This window comes from Peribacillus phoenicis, assembly GCF_047238085.1.
Taxonomy (GTDB): domain Bacteria; phylum Bacillota; class Bacilli; order Bacillales; family DSM-1321; genus Peribacillus.
Genome location: NZ_JBDFMF010000001.1, coordinates 879,150 through 897,983, shown reverse-complemented (window position 1 = coordinate 897,983; position 18,834 = coordinate 879,150). Strand labels below are relative to the sequence as shown.

Annotated in this window: 20 protein-coding genes; 7 read left to right on the top strand and 13 right to left on the bottom strand. The window is 39.9% G+C overall.

The window, feature by feature from the left end; translation table 11 throughout:
• Positions 1-231 precede the first annotated feature (231 nt).
• The 5 genes from ABC374_RS04505 to ABC374_RS04485 form a co-directional block, all read right to left on the bottom strand.
• Complete coding sequence (locus tag ABC374_RS04505; RefSeq protein ID WP_350301695.1) at positions 232-900, bottom strand: LuxR C-terminal-related transcriptional regulator; 669 nt, start codon at positions 898-900, stop codon at positions 232-234.
• Between the two features lie 185 nt (positions 901-1,085).
• A complete protein-coding gene (locus ABC374_RS04500; RefSeq protein WP_048677997.1) occupies positions 1,086-1,613 on the bottom strand; it encodes an HD domain-containing protein in 528 nt (175 codons plus the stop codon).
• A 174-nt stretch (positions 1,614-1,787) separates the two neighbouring features.
• Positions 1,788-3,332, bottom strand: coding sequence for a fatty acid--CoA ligase family protein (locus ABC374_RS04495; protein WP_413016193.1), 1,545 nt, complete (start codon positions 3,330-3,332; stop codon positions 1,788-1,790).
• Positions 3,333-3,510: 178 nt separating this feature from the next.
• Positions 3,511-4,500, bottom strand: a complete 990-nt coding sequence (gene lplA / locus ABC374_RS04490; protein WP_350301693.1) for a lipoate--protein ligase — start codon at positions 4,498-4,500, stop codon at positions 3,511-3,513.
• Positions 4,501-4,541: 41 nt separating this feature from the next.
• The gene (locus ABC374_RS04485; protein WP_413016191.1) at positions 4,542-5,276 is read right to left on the bottom strand and encodes an MBL fold metallo-hydrolase; all 735 of its coding nucleotides are present in this window, start codon (positions 5,274-5,276) and stop codon (positions 4,542-4,544) included.
• A gap of 173 nt (positions 5,277-5,449) precedes the next feature.
• On the opposite strand from ABC374_RS04485, the gene yhfH reads away from it, so the two are divergent.
• The gene (gene yhfH, locus ABC374_RS04480) at positions 5,450-5,578 is read left to right on the top strand and encodes a protein YhfH (RefSeq protein ID WP_133348820.1); all 129 of its coding nucleotides are present in this window, start codon (positions 5,450-5,452) and stop codon (positions 5,576-5,578) included.
• A 157-nt stretch (positions 5,579-5,735) separates the two neighbouring features.
• Here the strand turns inward: yhfH and ABC374_RS04475 are convergent, their stop codons facing one another.
• The 3 genes from ABC374_RS04475 to hemE all read right to left on the bottom strand — a co-directional run bounded on the left by ABC374_RS04475 (position 5,736) and on the right by hemE (position 8,647).
• A complete protein-coding gene (locus tag ABC374_RS04475; protein WP_133349319.1) occupies positions 5,736-6,311 on the bottom strand; it encodes a TetR/AcrR family transcriptional regulator in 576 nt (191 codons plus the stop codon).
• A 278-nt stretch (positions 6,312-6,589) separates the two neighbouring features.
• Entirely contained in the window at positions 6,590-7,525 is a 936-nt protein-coding gene (hemH, locus tag ABC374_RS04470; RefSeq protein WP_350301691.1) for a ferrochelatase, read from the bottom strand.
• A 78-nt stretch (positions 7,526-7,603) separates the two neighbouring features.
• On the bottom strand, positions 7,604-8,647 hold the full coding sequence (gene hemE / locus ABC374_RS04465; RefSeq protein WP_350301690.1) for a uroporphyrinogen decarboxylase: 1,044 nt from the start codon (positions 8,645-8,647) through the stop codon (positions 7,604-7,606).
• 271 nt (positions 8,648-8,918) lie between these two features.
• Here hemE and ABC374_RS04460 point away from each other — a divergent pair, with 271 nt between their 5' ends.
• Positions 8,919-9,434 (top strand): antibiotic biosynthesis monooxygenase family protein, encoded by a 516-nt coding sequence (locus ABC374_RS04460; protein ID WP_413016187.1) that lies wholly within the window; start codon positions 8,919-8,921, stop codon positions 9,432-9,434.
• Between the two features lie 176 nt (positions 9,435-9,610).
• Here ABC374_RS04460 and ABC374_RS04455 read toward each other — a convergent pair whose 3' ends face one another.
• On the bottom strand, positions 9,611-10,234 hold the full coding sequence (locus tag ABC374_RS04455) for a phosphatase PAP2 family protein (protein WP_413016185.1): 624 nt from the start codon (positions 10,232-10,234) through the stop codon (positions 9,611-9,613).
• Positions 10,235-10,326: 92 nt separating this feature from the next.
• On the opposite strand from ABC374_RS04455, the gene ABC374_RS04450 reads away from it, so the two are divergent.
• Positions 10,327-11,538, top strand: a complete 1,212-nt coding sequence (locus tag ABC374_RS04450; protein WP_413016183.1) for a M20 family metallopeptidase — start codon at positions 10,327-10,329, stop codon at positions 11,536-11,538.
• Positions 11,539-11,566: 28 nt separating this feature from the next.
• Here the strand turns inward: ABC374_RS04450 and ABC374_RS04445 are convergent, their stop codons facing one another.
• The 3 genes from ABC374_RS04445 to ABC374_RS04435 all read right to left on the bottom strand — a co-directional run bounded on the left by ABC374_RS04445 (position 11,567) and on the right by ABC374_RS04435 (position 14,712).
• The gene (locus ABC374_RS04445) at positions 11,567-12,274 is read right to left on the bottom strand and encodes an EcsC family protein (RefSeq protein ID WP_413016181.1); all 708 of its coding nucleotides are present in this window, start codon (positions 12,272-12,274) and stop codon (positions 11,567-11,569) included.
• 493 nt (positions 12,275-12,767) lie between these two features.
• Complete coding sequence (locus ABC374_RS04440; protein WP_137017093.1) at positions 12,768-13,976, bottom strand: ABC transporter permease; 1,209 nt, start codon at positions 13,974-13,976, stop codon at positions 12,768-12,770.
• A complete protein-coding gene (locus tag ABC374_RS04435; RefSeq protein ID WP_350301686.1) occupies positions 13,969-14,712 on the bottom strand; it encodes an ABC transporter ATP-binding protein in 744 nt (247 codons plus the stop codon). The genes ABC374_RS04440 and ABC374_RS04435 overlap by 8 nt, the downstream gene beginning before the upstream one ends.
• Before the next feature lie 656 nt (positions 14,713-15,368).
• Here ABC374_RS04435 and ABC374_RS04430 point away from each other — a divergent pair.
• From ABC374_RS04430 to ABC374_RS04420, 3 genes are all read left to right on the top strand, one after another.
• Positions 15,369-15,791, top strand: coding sequence for an HIT family protein (locus ABC374_RS04430; protein ID WP_053534082.1), 423 nt, complete (start codon positions 15,369-15,371; stop codon positions 15,789-15,791).
• A 261-nt stretch (positions 15,792-16,052) separates the two neighbouring features.
• Positions 16,053-17,156, top strand: coding sequence for a 3-phosphoserine/phosphohydroxythreonine transaminase (gene serC, locus ABC374_RS04425; RefSeq protein WP_413016178.1), 1,104 nt, complete (start codon positions 16,053-16,055; stop codon positions 17,154-17,156).
• Between the two features lie 126 nt (positions 17,157-17,282).
• Positions 17,283-17,801 (top strand): tryptophan transporter, encoded by a 519-nt coding sequence (locus ABC374_RS04420; RefSeq protein ID WP_076367276.1) that lies wholly within the window; start codon positions 17,283-17,285, stop codon positions 17,799-17,801.
• A 98-nt stretch (positions 17,802-17,899) separates the two neighbouring features.
• Here the strand turns inward: ABC374_RS04420 and yhzF are convergent, their stop codons facing one another.
• Positions 17,900-18,079 (bottom strand): membrane protein YhzF, encoded by a 180-nt coding sequence (yhzF, locus tag ABC374_RS28800; RefSeq protein WP_483861530.1) that lies wholly within the window; start codon positions 18,077-18,079, stop codon positions 17,900-17,902.
• 310 nt (positions 18,080-18,389) lie between these two features.
• Between yhzF and ABC374_RS04415 the strand changes: the two genes are divergently transcribed.
• A complete protein-coding gene (locus tag ABC374_RS04415) occupies positions 18,390-18,752 on the top strand; it encodes a YtxH domain-containing protein (protein WP_350301684.1) in 363 nt (120 codons plus the stop codon).
• Positions 18,753-18,834 lie beyond the last annotated feature (82 nt).

The following is an 18,834-nucleotide window of genomic DNA, read 5'->3' as shown; positions in this document are numbered from 1 at the left end:
CTCCATCATTTTCTTGATTCTTTATTCTTTTTTAGAACACACCTTTACGCCGATGAAAGGATCATGGACATACGAGGAAGCGGAATGTTGCATATGCAGAGGCATTTTTAAAAAGCTTGAGGGTTGGGAGGGTTAAACGATTTTGTCTCTCTGCCGCTACCTAATTGCTTTGGAATGTGAATCCGATAAAGAATCCGTGTAAGCGATTAACGGGGGGACGGGCATGAGTAGTTATCCCTTCATCCCGCTATTTTGAAAGCTATACAAAAGCGCCATAAGCTCCGGTCGATTATTAACATTCAGTTTTCTGTAAATCCGGCTTATATAGTTTTTTACCGTGCCGATGGATAGAAAAAGCTTTTTTGAAATTTGCTGATTCGTTTCCCCTTGGGTTAGCAGGATAAGCAGTTCATACTCACGCTTGGAAAAGGCTCCTAATTTTTCGATTGCCTTATCCAAAGTTACTGGTAATCTTTCAACATCCTGCTGCAGCTTCTTCATTAATATTGATTTGATTGAGGCAGGATAGACTATTTGACCATTGGCACATTGACGGATTGCCGACAGCACTTGTTTCATTCCCCCACCCTGTAACACATAACCTGCTGCACCATGGCATATCGCTTCGATAAGATAATGATCTTCTGAATAGGCAGTAAAAATGACGAAAGGAGTAAATGGGTGTTTTTCTTTTAGAATTGGCATGACTTCCTGTCCATACTTCCCTGATGACCGGGCATCAATAAGAATGGCATCTGGCATGACTGATGGTCTATGATCAGAATCAAGAAGGTCCACTTCGTTTCCAGTGATCCCTATGACCTTAATATCAGCTTCTTTTTCAATGATTCCCTCAAGTCCTCCCTGACCACCATATATCATTAGCTTAATCGACTTCATAACTTCACCTGTTCTTTTTCATTATTTGTTATTAATCCGATATTTTTATAATTTCCCGACGCGGAATAGTTCTAATGGTCTGTATTTTACATCATTAATTCGCCTGATAACAAATTTAAACTGTAAAAATACTTTAAATAAATGTGTTCCTCCTGACAGTAAAAAGGCTATCAACCCGTTTGCCTTCAGGATGATAGCCTTTTTCTTTGTTCCTCATCTATGAGCGTATCAAGTTTCATGATGCTCTCCTTTGCCCGGGGGAAATCAATTTTGCGATAATGGTGTTTTCCACCTTCTTCTTCATCTTTTTCGTCGGCCCATTTGACGACTTGCTGAAGCGGTGTACGAATAATATCATTTGAAGGTAAGAACGAATCGGTGTGAAATAAAATGGCGAGGGAAATGGTCTTTGCCTTTATCGGATTTTCTCCCAAGCGGATTAACAGTTTATGTGCTCGTTCTGCACCTTTGATGGGGTGAATATCATTTTGTTTATACAGATCATAATCCCATTTTCCATTGCGATACCAGGTGAAATGACCCATATCATGCAAAAGTCCGGCTTTAGCAGCAATATCAGGGTCGACATTATATTCGTTTGCTAAGTGAAACGCATGGTATGCTACCGCAATCGCATGTGCCAGACCTGAACGGTTCAAGTATTTTTGAGCAATGGGATGTGCAAAAATATCCAAAAGCTTTACATCTCTCATCTAACCCCTCCTTACAATTATGTGGAAATTTTTAATGACTATCATAACTCTTTTCGAAACAAGAATCAAGGTTTTAAGATTCCCCGATATATTTTATGCAGCCTGATACACTTTGGTTGTACAAAAAAAGACCATTGCCGGTTATAGGCAATGATCCCTTATGATCAATGAAATTCAGTTTTGCAGTACATGGTTTTTCAAGGAGCGTCGTAAAATTTTACCTGTCGCGTTTTTTGGAAGTTCATCCAAAAACTCAATTTTTGCCGGTACCTTATATTTGGCCAAGTGTTCCATGCAATAGGAAAGCAGTTCTTCCTCGGTCAATGCATTGTTTTTCTTTACCACAAAGCATTTAACCACTTCCCCCTGATTGGGATCGGGAACGCCTATGGCTGCCGCCTCAACTACTTCAGGATGGGCATACAGAACCTCCTCCACTTCACGTGGATAGACATTATAGCCACCGACGATAATAAGCTCCTTTTTACGATCTACAATGAAAAAATAGCCTTCATCATCCATCCTGGCAAAATCGCCTGTATATAACCAGCCATCTTTCAAGACAGCGGCTGATTCTTCAGGCATTTTATAATACCCCTTCATTACATTCGGACCTCTGACAATCAATTCTCCTACCCCATTGATCGGCACTTCTTCTCCAAGCTCACTGACCACTTTGTTTTCCACCCTAAGGATGGAGGTTCCGATGGATCCCGCCTTCCTTGGACGATCCAAAGGATTGAAGCAAGTAACAGGAGAAGCTTCGGATAAGCCATATCCTTCTGAAACCCTGACATTAAATTTCCGCTCGAATGATTCAAGCAGGGACACTGGCATGGCGGAACCGCCCGATATGCATATGCGTAACGACTTTAAAGCATCTTCTTTCGCATCTGGATATTGGAAAAGAAAGTTATACATCGTAGGCACTCCAGCAAAAACGGTTGCATCATATTTTTTGATTTGCCTGAATATTTCCTTTGGACTGAATTGCGGGACAATTAAAAGCGTACCTCCGCTTATCAATGGGGCATTCACAACTACCGTTAAACTGAAAACATGGAACATTGGCAATGTCGTAATGACACGGTCACTTTCCGTGATTCTTAAATATTCACCAATATCATGTGCATTGGAGTAGATATTGGTATGTGTGAGCATGGCCCCCTTTGGTTTCCCTGTTGTTCCCGAAGTATAGAGTATGATTGCCGTATCTTCAGGATCCAGTTCTGGACCTTTAAAGCCGTCATCCCCCGATTCGATCATTTTTGTAAACGATTTCATTTTTGGGTAGATGTTAAATTTGCTAATATCCCCATTATCAGGCTCCGTTTCACAAATCACATATTGTTCTACGCTTGAGAGGATCGGGTTCATTTTCTCTAGTAAGGGTAAAAGCTTATCTAATGCCACAACAACCTTTACATCGCCATTATTCAGGATATAACCAATTTCGTCAGGTGTGTAAATTGGATTGACGGGAATTACGGTCGCCCCTGCTCGCATAGCTCCATACAACGAAATGATGAAATGCGGAGAGTTGCCTAATAACAGCGCAATGTTATCACCTTTTGAAACACCAAGCCTATGTAATTCGTCTGCGAATTTCGTAACGGCTTTATCCAATTCCCCATATGAAGTGGATTGATCCATAAAGTAATATGCTGGCTTATCCGCCTTTTTTAAAGCCATTTGATGAAGCTGTTCAGATAAATTCATCTTTCTCCCTCCCCTGCAAATAGCATGAATGAATAGTCATTCATTTTTATGGTGAACTAAATACATTTTTATTATATTAAAAGAATGCGATCACAGCAACAATTTTATCCATATTCAAGCAATTACTGTCATTATTAGGCACAAAAGCCGTCCTATTAAATCGGGACGGCTTTTCAGCTTAATATATTAAAGCCAATATTTCTTCCTTCGTTACATTGCCAAAATAATGACGAACATCAATCTCATCTAGAACCCTGCTGATTGCTTCCTTTTCATAGCGTATTCCAGTAAGCTTTTGTTCAATATCCGCAACCTCTCCGACTCCGAAGAAATCGCCGTAGATTTTACAATTTTCTATGATTCCCCTGTTTACTTCAAGGCGGATATCAACAGATCCCACAGGGAATCTATGTGAGTTCTGCAAGTTGAATTTAGGTGATTTTCCGTAATTCCACTCCCAGTTTTGATATCGCTCTTCCGAGATTTCGTGAATTTTCTCCCAATCCGTCTCGGTTAAAACATACTCTGTAACCTTTCCGCTATCTTTGAAAATATTTTGCAGAAGGAATGAACGGAATTCGTCAACAGACATCGGTTCTTTTAGGAAATCGGCAATATTACCGACACGGCTTCTTATCGATTTAATCCCTTTGGACTCGATTTTATCTTTTTTCACTTTTAAAGCGGATACAATGTGATCCATTTCTGATTTAAACAGCAATGTCCCATGACTGAACATTCTGCCCTTCGTTGAGAACATCGCGTTTCCCGAGATTTTCTTTCCTTCAGCCAGAATATCGTTGCGACCGCTCAATTCAGCATGTATTCCTAGTTTCTCGAGCGTTTCCACGACAGGCTGGGTGAATTTCTTGAAGTTATGGAAACTATCCCCATCATCTCTCGTGATGAAACTGAAATTGAGATTCCCTAGGTCATGATAAACCGCTCCACCCCCGGAAAGGCGGCGAACAACTGTAATGCCATTTCCATCTACATAATCGGAATTGATTTCTTCAATCGTATTTTGATTCCTTCCTATGATGATTGAAGGACGATTAATGTAAAATAGAAGATAGGTTTCATCTATATTTAAATGTTTAAGCGCATATTCTTCGATGGCCAGGTTAATTCTTGGATCTGTAATTCCCTTATTATCAATAAAAAGCACAGTTGTTCCTCCTTGTAGACTTTATATCCCCGATGTTTCATTTATAGTTGGAATTCAAGATTGGTTCTGGCTACAGCTATTTCCCTTTTGAATACCTCGGATGCTTCTTTTTTCAGTTGATCAAGATTCCCATAATGCGGGAGGTGAGTTAACAGCAAAAGCTGGACGTCAGCCTTTGCTGCCAGCATGCCCGCTTCCCTTGCCGTCATATGCCCCGCCTTTGAACCATCCATATCACTGTAAAAGTTACTTTCACATAATAAAACATTTGCGTCTTTAGCGAAATCTGCAAGCTCATCCATATATGAACTGTCACCTGTGTAAACTATCGAATGATTTTCAGCTTCAATCCTCATTGCAAAACAAGGGACTGGATGTTTTGTTTTCATGAACGTAAATTTACACGGTCCAATGGTGAAGGATTGATCAGCAGAGAAGGCTATCCCCTTTGTCACGTCTTTATAAGTTAACTTACCAAATTCGACTTCGTCTAAATCATGACCATATATAGGAATGGTCCTTTTTTCGCTGCCCAATATCTGCTGTATGAACGCAGCGTGCTGCAGGACACCAATATCCGCTACATGATCTGGATGATAGTGGGATAATACAACTGCACCAAGATCCTCCGGCTTCATATGGTTTTGCAGCTGTGATAGAACGCCGCTGCCACAATCAAGCAGAATGCGAAAATCTTCGTATTCAAGCAAATAACCGGAACTTGCCTCATTTTTAGCTGGATAACCGCCCCAGCAGCCAATTACGGTGATTTTCATGCTTAGGCACTCCTTTTTTTCTCTCAATGACTTCCCCATTAATATAAACTATTCTTGCCCTTATTTCACCTTTTTTACTTATGTTATAAAACATTCATTGACATTATAAAACTGTTATAATACAATAAAACCATAGAAAAGCGAATAATAAAAAAATTCAGGAGATGATGTTCATGATTCAAAGTAGCATTGAGTTCTTTAAAAACCTGCCACCGAAACAATGCACGGAATGCGGAAAAAAAATTGAAGAACAGCACGAATGTTATGGAAACCACTGTGATCATTGCCTTTCTGGAGAGTAGTTGTCCTGTGTTTCACCATCCGCTTCCCAAATAGCAGGATGAATTCATATATGGTTCGGTTTCGCAGTTGAAAACCCCAAATAAAAAGAAGAGGTACCGAACGGTATCTCTTCTTTTTATTTGGGATTCATTGCATTTGAGCAAAAAAATAGAATTATCACGTAACGGATAATCCTTTAAATAAATATATTTTAAATAGTTCAGCAATTTCCTCTTTCTCTAATGGGGCATGGTTCCTTTCCCAATCAAAAATCAGGGCAAGGTACATCTTTAGCATCAGGAAAGCTGTTATCTCTGGATCGCAAGGCTGTATATAGCCCTTATCAATCGCTATTTTTAGTTTTTCCTTAATGTAGGATACAATGGCTTCTTCCATTTCATTAACCATATCCTGAACGGCCGGCGTACCAATTTCGCGCTCTTCCTGAAGAAGTTTCAAAGATAATTGATGTTCCTGCCTGAACTCCAGAATTCGATAAACGGCTCGATGCAGGTTTTCAAAAAAGGAGAGTTGGTCATCCAAAGATTGTTCCGCCTCATATTTCATTTCCTCTATCAACCGCTGAACGATTTCTTTAAACAGCTCTTCTTTATTTTTGTAAAAGGTATAAATGGTCCCTTTTCCCACATTGGCAATTTTAGCGACTTGATCCATCGTCGTCGCCTTATATCCAAAAAGTGAAAACGACTTGGTCGCAGCTTCTAAAATTAATTTTTTACGATCAACAGACATTTCCCACCTCAATCCTGACCAAACGGACAAAACAGTCATTATGTTCAACGATATCATACCAAAAATTTTCAGTCTTTTCAATTATATTTTCATTTTCTTATAGAAACAATGGCCATCCTCATTACTGGACAGCCACTTTTTCGAGTATTCATTTAAATCACCAAGGTCAAGTAAAAAGAAAGCATCGCTTTTCTCAGTTTACAACATCTTTCAACTTCACATGAAAATATGTAGAGCACATTGCAAGCATGGTTAAACCACTTTCTCCTATTGACTGATCACTTTTCCTGTAATCTGTTTAAAATGATTGTGGCCAAAGCATCGATGAATTCAGGTTTAACATTGGGCATATCCGGCCTATAGTAGCCTGCACCAATCTCTTCCGTCACAACCTTACATTCATAATCGTTATCATAAAGCACTTCAAGGTGCTCGGCAACAAAGCCGACAGGAATATAAATGAAAGCGTTATAACCTTTTGCTTGATGAAGATCTCTGGTTAAATCCTGTACATCAGGTCCCAACCATGGTTCAGGAGTTTGTCCAGCGCTTTGCCAGCCTACTGCATAATTGCTGACCCCTGCGCCTTTTGCAATCATGTCTGCCGTTTCTTTCAGTTGATTTGGATACGGATCTCCCGATTGCAGGATTTTTTCAGGGAGGCTATGTGCCGACACAATCAAAGCGAAATTATCGCGTTCTTCCGAGGTCATTTTCCCGATTACTTCTTTTACTTGGTCTACCCAATATTGGATGAATTTGGGCTCATCATACCAGCTTTCAACGGAAGTGATGGTCAGGTCCCCCAATTTAGCGGCTTCATCCTGGGCACGTCCATTATAAGACTTCACGCTGAATGTTGAAAAATGCGGTGCCAATACTATACTGACCGCTTCTTTGATTCCATCTTCATGCATTTGTTTCACTGCGTCTTCAACAAAAGGTTCAATATGTTTCAATCCAAGATATGCCTTGAATTCAACTTCCTCCTGAACGGAATTCAATTTCTTTTCAAGCGCTTCGGCTTGCCCTGCGGTTATTTTTGCAAGCGGGGATAATCCACCAATCGCTTCATATCTGCCTTTTAGGTCGGCAATCAATTCGTCGCTTGGCCGTCTCCCATGACGAATATGTGTATAATATCTTTCAATATCCTCTTCAGTGTACGGAGTACCATAAGCCATGACTAAAAGGCCCATTTTTTTTCTTGCCATGAAGTTACACCTCTTTTAAAGATTTCGTTCTTTTATTGTGCATCCATTTAAGTATTTTTAGCAAATGGTTCGCTCAACTTATTTCATTTTTGAAGAATATTCATGAATGAAAGCGGTCAGTCTCTTCAGTGTTTCCGGGTTTACGGAAGGGAAAACCCCATGTCCAAGATTAAAGATGTAGCCGTCCTGTTCCATGCCCTGATCCAGGATCCTTTTCGTCCGTTCTTCTATAACATCCCATGATGATAATAGCAGGGCAGGATCAAGATTACCTTGTACCGTTTTCTGGATTCCCATTTGTCTCGCTTCTGTAATTGGCAGTCTCCAATCGAGCCCTACTACATCAATAGGAAGATCATTCCACTCAAGTGCCAAGTGACTTGCGCCGACCCCGAACATGATTAGCGGTACATTTTCTTCACGCAATGATGAAAAGATACGAGTCATGATCGGCTTGATGAATACGCGGTAATCTTCAACATTCAAAGCACCCACCCAGGAATCAAAGATTTGGATGGCTTTGACGCCGGCTTTGATTTGCGACTTGACATAGATGATGATCATATCCGCTAGCTTATCCATTAATGCAAACCAGGCCTTTGGCTCTGTATACATGAAAGCTTTCGTCTTATTGTAGTTTTTGGAGGGGCCGCCTTCAATCATGTATGAAGCAATGGTGAACGGTGCCCCGGAGAAACCGATCAAAGGAACGGACAATTGCTCCGTGGTCAATAATTTAATTGTGTCCAACACATATGGGATGTCTTTCTCTGGGTTCAATTCACCTAATTTTTCAACATCTGACACCGATTGGATCGGATTGGATATGACTGGACCGATTCCGGACTTAATCTCAACATCGACACCAATGGCTGGTAGCGGTGTCATTATATCTTTATATAAAATCGCAGCGTCTACATCATATTGCTCGACTGGCAATCTAGTTACATAAGCACATAATTCCGGCTGATGAGTAATTTCAAAAAGTGAGTACTTCTCTTTCAATTTACGGTATTCCGGCTGTGAACGGCCGGCCTGACGCATATACCAAACAGGCACATGATCCGTTTTCTCTCCTCTCGCAGCTTTTAAGAATGTATCATTCGTAATTTCCTTAGACATTAATATCCACCTTTCAAGCAATCACGTTTCTATTTTTATTCATTACCTACATAGAATATCAGAAGGATGTTGAATTTCAAATCGAATCTCCTTAAACTATAGCTTTTTCTATAATAGAAGTATAGCCAACCTATATATTTGTCAGAAAATCGACGTTTTTATAAGTATCCTACCGGTTTACAAGCCTAATGGTTAGTTTGGAAATGGTAAAAGCACTATTCATTGGGTAAAATGGGTATACAGGTACTATATAGAAATTGGAGGGGAATTTATGAATGTATTCATCACATCAGGCACTTACGATTTTTTAAAAATCAAAAAAGATAAGCACCCAAATGAAAAAATATTACTTATGCAAAATCCTGACACTGCAGTACTTTTACATGAAACAACAGATAAAACGATCTTCAGCTCTCCACGTAAGTATGAAGTAGTTGATGGGAAAGGAAACCTTCAGGATCATGGGTATGTAGTCATGAACAATATCCCTGTAAGTGAAGAAGGAAGGCCGGTATTCGAACATCGTTTTAAAAACAGGGCCGGATTCATTGAAAATGAACCAGGTTTCGTCGCACTTCGTGTACTGCGGCCAATCAACTCTGAAACTTATGTAATTCTAACGATTTGGGAGAAACAAGCTGATTTCCTGAACTGGAAGAATTCCGGTTCCTTTAAGATGGCGCATAACAGCGACTCCAAAGCTCCCGTTACGAATTCCAGCCAGAAGATGTTTTCCGGTGAAGCTTATGTCACTCAATATACATTGGTGAAGGATTCCGAAGAATAATCCATTCTTGTTCAATAAAAGGCCCATCCCCTTAAGGATGGGCCTCTTCATAGTAATGCAAATCGTTATTTGGACGCTAAAAAATCATAAAAACCCTATAACAATCCGACAAATTCCTTCTTTATTTCCGGGGAAATGCAACGGATATTTACATATATTTTATCTGAATCCTTTTTTCAAAGTACTCTAGGACCCAGGAATTTATACAATTTAAACAAGGTTAAACTATATGCCGCTCCTAATGCAAAACCTGCAAAGATATCAGTTGGAAAATGAACTTTCATAGCGATCCTGCTGACACCGATTAGCAGAATGAGACAAACGAAACCGACTCCCACTGCCCATTTCAATGAGTTTCCTTTAATTTCTTTCATGATTAAATAAGCAACCATACTGAAGAAAATAAGGCCCACCATTGCGTGTCCACTTGGAAAACTGAAGCCAGCGGTCTCCATCAAATGATTTTCAGGGCGAACTCTTTTAACATGATTTTTTATCCACCCGTTTAACACATCACCCCCAGCAATTCCGATAGAGAAGACGGCCATGGTCCAATAATCCTTCTCTATTATCCACAAATATAGAACACATAATAAGCTTCCAAAACCAATGAACTTGGATTTCCCAAGATAAGTAATGGTCTTGAAGAAAGTGAACGAAAAAGTATTTTCACCTACAGAAAAAAGTTCCGCAATATATGTATCGAACGCTAAAGCCTCCTCACTTTGGACTTCATGCATCAAAAAAAAGAATAGCAACATGCAAAGCAAAACCAAAGCAATCCAAAAATATTTAATCATTATATATCTCTCCTCGAGGTATTTAATACACTTTGGATTATTCAGAATATGATATACTATTTACAATTAATCCAATCATTGGGAGGTGCAAAATGATACAGCAATTACACGATCTTCTAGATGGTTCATATGAAGAAATGGTTTCCATCCGGCGTTATCTTCATCAACACCCCGAGCTTTCTTTTCGAGAAACCCAAACGGCGGCCTTCATCGCTGGATATTATGAAAAACTTGGAATCGAACACCGGACGAATGTAGGCGGTAATGGGGTTATTGCCAAGGTCACAGGCAGTAAGCCTGGTAAAACCGTAGCATTGCGCGCCGATTTCGACGCCTTACCCATTCAAGATGAAAAAGAAGTTCCCTATAAATCTTCCGTACCCGGGGTAATGCATGCGTGTGGACACGATGGCCATACAGCGACACTCCTTGTCCTTGCAAAAAATCTGAATGAACTGAAGGATGAGCTCGAAGGTGAATATATATTTATCCACCAGCATGCTGAAGAATATGCTCCAGGGGGTGCCAAACCGATGATTGAGGCTGGCTGCCTTGATGGAGTGGATGTAATTTTCGGCACCCATTTATGGGCAACGGCCCCAACCGGAACAGTCCAATACGCTTATGGACCCCTTATGGCCGCTGCTGACCGTTTTGAAATCACCATTCAAGGGCAGGGCGGTCATGGAGCCCAGCCGCATAAAACCCGTGATGCAATCGTAGTCGGCTCTCAGCTCGTCATGGCCCTGCAGCAAATAGTGAGCCGCCGCCTAAACCCAATAGATTCTGCAGTCATTACCGTCGGTTCCTTTGTAGCAGATAATGCCTTTAACGTCATAGCAGATAAGGCTAAAATAATCGGGACAGTCCGTACATTCAAGGAAGATGTCCGTTCATTCATTAGCGAAGAAATGGAGCGGATTATTAAAGGAACCTGCCTAGCTGCGGACTGCACCTATGAATATCAATACTTTCAAGGTTATCCACCTGTTATTCCACATGTTGAGGAAACTAAATTCCTCATCGAAAGCACTGAGTCAGTCAAGGAAGTTTTGATTACAGAGGAAATTGACCCGGATATGACAGGTGAAGATTTTTCTTATTATTTACAAAATGTAAAAGGTACATTCTTCTTTACGGGAGCCAGGCCAAAAAATGAACATACATTTCCGCATCATCATCCTTTGTTTGACATTGATGAAAATGCGATGCTCATTGCAGCCAAAATATTAGGCACTGCAGCGGTAACCTATCACAATAAGAAACAATCATCCCAAATAGTGAATGAATCTTTATTGCGGTAATGGTAAAGGGACGGGCTATCCCCGTCCCTTACTCTTTAAGAAGTCTGATTCGGTAACAATTGACAGCCGTTTCCCCAAGATGTTCCAACAAATGATGGTTGGCATATCCACCGACAGCTGCCCCAATACCTGGAACGAGCTGGAACATTTTGATGACATCGATGTGATCGCGATATTCCTGCTGAAACTCTTGCCAGTCTATTTCCGGCCATTTCCCTGAATCCCATTCCTCTATTACCTGTAATGTTTCCAATTTCTTCTCCTCGCTTGAAAATGCCATCTGGAAGATATGGAGAATGAATAATCGTTCCTCATATTTATTTGGATCGAAACCGTATATACGGGATAGTTCGAATAATAATTTCATCTTGATGCTAAGCAGTAATGGGAAATCAGCCAATCCAATTAAAAGCCCTGCCGCCCCGGTTCCCACACCTTCTATAACGGCCGTTTTCCGATATGCCGTTACGGTTTCCGCAACCCACTCTTCTTTTTGCCGCAAGGATAGTAGCACTGCATTTTTTTCTTTAGACATATATTTAGAACCTGATAATACGGCCTCAATCATCCCTTTAATACTATCAGTAATCATTTTGTGCACTCGGTCTGGAATATAACTATTCAATTTGATTTGCGCCTTTTTAGACATCCACTCAAGCCTGCCGGATTTTTTGGCTACTTTCTTTTTCCATGATATTAGTTCCGAAAATGCTTTTTGTTCATATTCATCCATCATTTAACACCTCCGTTAAATATGTATATACCCCCTACGAGGCTTTTATTTTTTATTTTCATTTCTTAAAAGAAAAAGCTGATTTTTCATAAAATCAACTGAAACGTTGTTTTCCACTCCAGGCACTCGCTTTCCGCGGGCGGTCCGGGAGCCTCCTCGCTCTTTGCCCCTGTGGGGTCTCCCTTGGCCACGCTTTTCCCGCAGGAGTCTCGTACCTTACGTTCCAATCAACTGGAACGTTTTTTAAAATAAAAACTGCAGGCTGGTTTATTCCGAACCAAGTTTTAGACTAGGTTATCCTTGATGTTTTTTTACTGTTATCCTTATTGGATTGAAGAAATTTGCGAGACTCCTGCCGAATAACTGGCTAGCCGAGACCCCACAGGTGCTTGCTTTGATGCGGCTTGGCAGACAGTCGGCGGAAAGGGAGCGGATTTCTGAAATCAACTGAAACATTAATAAAGAAAAAGCTGATTTTTTGAAAATCAGCTTCTGCTTAAAAGTTTTTTATTTTCTTTGCTGCATAAATTTTAAAACCGAATATGAAAACAAGCCCCATTGCCAAGGCGGCTAAAGCGGACATCCATTCCCCTTTCACTAGCAGGACCAAACTGAAGACAAGGTCCTCAAATAATAGGAAATAGGAAATTAGCTTTATGACTGCAGATTCTCTCATTTTTGCTGGCAATGGATATAGTGAGACCCATACTTTCCATTCATGTGCCTTCCATACCGGCAGCAGTTGCAGGGCTGTCATGAATAGGAACATGAACGTTACAATCAAATGTGCCCATATGTTAGTGAATACACTTAAAATCACGGATCCAATGATAGTTAAACGAAAACAAAGGCCCACATAATCATTGGATCGCAGAAGAGTACGGGCGTAAAGATAGGTATAAGTTGATTTATCACCATACGGAATAAGTGATAATAGCCAGTCCATCCATTTCCTTCTCGCTACCTTCCCTTTCAAATGAGGAACATCAGTAAACATGTTCGCTATTCGATAGAAAGAATTCATCCGTTTGTTTTCCAGTTCCACCAGCCGTTCCCACTTCAGCACAAAACCTTTAGTTGCGCTCCGGTAATACATGTAAAGTCCTAACAACAATAAGAAGGTTATAAGTGCAAACAGTATATTTGCCCTTGAACAGATGAAATAAAGAATCACTCCATTAAGTAAAAAGCGGATGAGAGAGTCCCAATGGCTCACTGATGTATCCTGATATTTCAATACCAGCCAGCGCATGGTTAAATTCAAAAACTTCAAAATAAGCAAAACGACCAGGATGATTCCAAGGTCCTTACCTCCTGCACCCGTAACCTTCGAATACATCGGTATCGATGCAATCAGGACAACCAGAAGAATAAAGCCTTGCATGACCCAACTTAATATCAGTGAATTCTTGAAATAGCTTCTCAACTTCGTTTCAAGCGGAAGCAGGAATACCGTATCGGGTTCTTTCAAGAAAGTATTTATCGGGCTTCTGGTTACAATGATCGATAAAACTAAGGCCATGATCAATTCAGCAGGGAAATCACTGTTTAACGTCTTCACCCAATCACTGTAATAATAAGCTAAACCACCAAGAACCAATACCATGACAAAAACAAGATGGCCATTAAAAATATAGCGAAGATATTTTTGCGTTTCATTTATATAGCCTAAATATCTTTCCTTCCAGAGATTTTGACTATTCATGACCGATTTCTTCTTTCGTCAATTGGATGTATAAATCGTCAAGGGTTGCCCCTGGCATGGAAAATTGTTCACGAAGCTGCTCAAGATTGCCTTTTGCCCGAATCTCTCCATTATGCAATATGATGAAAGAATCACAATACCTCTCGGCTGTCGCCAGTATATGTGTAGACATTAAAATTCCCGCACCGCTCTCTTTCATCTTCCTCATCAAGTCAAGCAGGGACTGAATGCCTAATGGATCAAGACCCACGAATGGTTCGTCGACGATATATAAAGACGGCTGCACTAAAAAGGCGCACATGATCATGACCTTTTGCTTCATTCCCTTTGAAAAATGTGCCGGGAACCATTTAAGCCTTTTCTCCATATGGAATTCCTTTAACAGAACGTCCATCCTCTCTTTATATGTGGCTTCCGCCAAACCATGTGCCATGGCCGTAAGCTTTAAATGCTCCTCAAGTGTAAGCTCATCATACAAGATTGGCGTTTCTGGAACATAAGTGAATTGTTTACGATATGAATCCGGGTCCTGGGCAAGTGTTTTACCATGAATCGAGACACTTCCGCCTTTCGGCTCCATGAGTCCGATGATATGTTTAATTGTCGTACTTTTCCCAGCCCCGTTGAGCCCAATTAACCCTACTAGCTCATTTGGCTGAATGTCAAAACTTATTCCTTTTAAAACGGGCGTTTTCGTGTATCCGCCCACTAATTGCTTTATTTCCAATAAGGACATATAAACGATCCTTTCTATATAGAGGTTCTTATTTCCATTTTATCAAATTCTCCTGCTTTTATATAGTCGAGTGTTCCCCGAACTAAATTTCCATAAATAACTAATTATATTTTCCCTCCTTGGTGGTCATCATAATTAAGGAAGAAGGGGTTAGTCATTACGTGTGATTCACATCATATTGTAAATGAGGTGTCAGTTAAAGACGTATTACACTGAAATACCCATAAGTTTATTACAAATGATTCACATCATATTGTAAATGAGGTGTCAGTTAAAGACGTATAACTGAATTAAACCAGAAGCTTCATAAAAAAATCGTTTCGAGCAAGGAGATGGTTCGCTTGCACGTAAAAGCAGAAAAATCATTCAATAATTATCAATTATGCTTTGAAAGTTGATGAAACTTTAAAGATATAGGAGATGGTTGCTTTGAATGGAAAATCTCTAATCAGATAATGACCGTATTTTACTAAAATGTAGATGAGGTGTTTGTCGCAGAGAATTTATGCTAATGCGATTTTGAAGCAAAACCCCCTTTTTCGACAGGCAGGGTGCAACTTAATGTTGCATCCTGTTTTTATGATTTTTCCTTTTCTCAAGGATTCAAGCTATGGTACGATTAACCAAATACATTAACTTTTAAAGGAGCGTTTTTAATGAGTGATTGCATTTTTTGCAAAATAATCGACGGGGAAATTCCAAGCAGCAAAGTTTTCGAAAATGAACATGTATTGGCCTTTCTCGATATCAGTCAAGTAACAAAAGGCCATACGCTGGTAATACCTAAAGTACATAAGGAAAATCTTTATGAGTTGACACCTGAGATTGCCAAGAATCTTTTTGAAGTGGTACCGGAAATTGCTCGCGCCATGAAACAGGAGTTCCAACCTGTAGGCCTGAACCTTTTAAATAATAACGGGGAAGCTGCAGGACAGTCCGTTTTCCATTTTCACATGCATTTAATTCCACGGCATGGAGAAGGTGACGGGTTTGGGGCAGTTTGGAAAACGAATACCAGCGACTATACACCAGATGACCTGAAACAAATCGCTGACTCCATTGCACAGCATTTAAAATGAACTGCTGGCACATGTTGGTTTCTTTCTCCTTTCTTAATATCTTTTTAAAAGAATTGAGATTAAGCACGCTTGTTGCATGAAAAAACAATGATCCTAATTTGGTCCTCACTTTAAAGTGCAGGACCTTTTTTACTTTGGCCTATCATTAAAATGGATTGTCACTTAAAATTCTAAATTTTCCTCCTATTGAATTTAGTTTTCTGGTAGGATATATGAATAGTCTCAAATACTTTATCACATAGTCGCATAGGAGGAAAAAAATTGAAACGTGCACGCAATTTTAACGCTGGGCCAGCCGCCCTTCCCTTAGAAGTTTTACAAAGAGCCCAAAACGAATGGTTGAATATTGAGGATTCCGGTATGTCCGTCATGGAATTAAGCCATAGAAGTTCGGAATTCGAAAAAATTCATAACCATGCCATCCAATCATTAAAAGACCTTATGGAAATTCCTGAAAATTATGAAGTTCTCCTGCTGCAAGGAGGAGCAAGTCTGCAATTCTCCATGATTCCCATGAACATTTTGAATGATGGAAAAAGGGCAGATTATGTCCTCACTGGTTCTTGGTCGGAAAAAGCATTAAAAGAAGCCAAAAAGGTTGGTGAAACGTCCGTAGTCGCTTCATCCAAAGATGAGAAATATACGTTCATCCCTAAAGTTGAAGATATCAAATTGAATGATGATGCTGCATATCTTCATATCACAAGCAATAATACGATTTACGGAACACAGTGGAAGGATTTCCCGGAAACAAGCAACATTCCTTTAGTAGCCGATATGTCAAGTGATATTCTCAGCAAAAAGATTGATATTAGTAAATTCGGCATCATCTATGCAGGTGCACAAAAGAATCTAGGTCCGTCTGGAATCACAGTGGTTATCATCCGTAAAGATTTAATAACGGATAATGACAAAATCCCATCCATGATGAACTATTCTATCCATTCAAAAAATAAATCTTTATACAACACTCCTCCGACATTGGCCATTTACTTATTGTCCCTTGTGTTGGATTGGGCAAAAGAACAGGGCGGCGTGGAAAAGATTGCTGAGATCAATGAAGAAAAAGCAAAAGTCATTTACGATGCCATCGACGGCAGTGATGGTTTTTATAAAGGCCATGCCCTACCGGACAGCCGTTCATTAATGAATGTAACGTTCACGCTTCCGTCTGAAGAAGCTGAAGTACAATTCCTTAAAGAAGTGAAGCAAGCCGGATTCGTAGGACTGAACGGTCACCGTTCCATTGGCGGCTGCAGAGCTTCCATCTATAATGCGGTCCCTCTATCCCATTGCCAGGACCTTGCTGATTTCATGAAGAAATTCCAGGAATCGTATAAAGCGAAAGAAGCTCAAACCCTTTAATTCAAACAAATATAACTTCTAAAAAAATAGGTCTTATGATATACTATTTTAAACTTCTTGCAACAGGCAATAGTGCATTGTTGAAGAAAAGATGTTAGTTGAGATGAGAATAGGAGAGATGAGTAAATGAAAACGAAAACCCTTGTGTCACTGTCCCTATTAATCGGGATTGGGGCTGCCCTGCATTTTATCGTACCTGGATTCTTCCTTGGAATGAAACCGGATATGATGCTGTTGATGATGTTTTTGGCGATTACCCTGTTTCCCGCGAAGAAGAATGTATTCATTGTCGCCCTGGCAGCTGGAGCCATCTCTGCCATGACAACTACATTTCCTGGAGGACAGATTCCAAATATCATAGACAAATTGGCAACAGCCTTTCTGTTTTACCTTTTATTCATCAGTCTTAAGAAGTTTTCAACATCCGTTGTCACCGTTAGTATCTTGACTGCCGTAGGAACAATGATTTCCGGCGCTGTCTTCCTTGGTTCGGCTTATTATATCGTTTCCCTTCCAGGGCCTTTCGTTGCACTTTTCGGCGCAGTTGTACTTCCTGCCGTACTGTTAAATACAGTTGCGATGGTCATCATTTATCCAATTGTGAACGGCATCGTAAGAAAATCAAATATACCCATTAATGCTTAAGCAGCAGGATCATCATACCTAAAAAAGCACCGGAATGTCCGGTGCTTTTTTTCCAATCTTATGAATCTGGAATTCTAGTCACAATCATCCTCCAATGATCAATGAATCAATATCCACATAAACCAAATGAAAAGCAGTAAAACCCCAGGGAGACCCATAGCGAAGGCTCTAGCCTGGAGCACCCTCTTGGGCGGATAGATGCCAGGAGTTTTTGCTTGCCTTAGAAAATACCCCATTCCGCACAGGCATACCAGGCCTAATAAAAAAATGATTTTCATTATTAACCCACCAGTGCCATCCATGTTCCGACAGCTTGTTTTTATTATCTATATGCTGCTCTTCCCTTTATATGTAGCATTATTAATAAAGCTTCAAGTTATTTTTAAATATTATATATTTACTCTCTAAGTTTAAAAAAATATTTTTGTGATATAAAGATAAAATGGTCGATTCTCTTCCATAAGAATGAAAATTATGGTATTTTGATATCAATAGTATTTCTCTCCCTATTTATCATAATTTCCAATTGATGCAGCAGGGATTCAGACCATGGAAAGCGAAAACATATTATAAAATGAGGTGATCCTAATGAAAGCAAAATCATTACTAATTGGCTTTTTGACCGGAACAGTAGTAGCTGGTGCGGCAACCTTACTTTCAACACCAAGTTCAGGTAAAGATCTACGGACCCGCATCAAAACGAATACCGACGAAATTAAGAATACAATTGATGAGTTAAAGGTAAAAATGCTGAATATTAAAGATGACACGATGGAAGCTTCACAAATCAGCAAAGAAACGGTAAAAACGTTCATTTCGGATGTTCAGGTCGTCATCGAGAACTGGAAGCGGGAAATCGAACCCAATAAGAATGAATTATTGAAGAACGTTCAGGAAATCGAAAATTCATTGAAGGAATTGGAAGCTGCCGCACCTACTTCTAAAAATTAATAGCTGGCATCGTCACACAAGCTTGATTCTCCATTTTTCCCAATAAATTACATGATTTATTGGAGAAGAATGGAGAATTCAT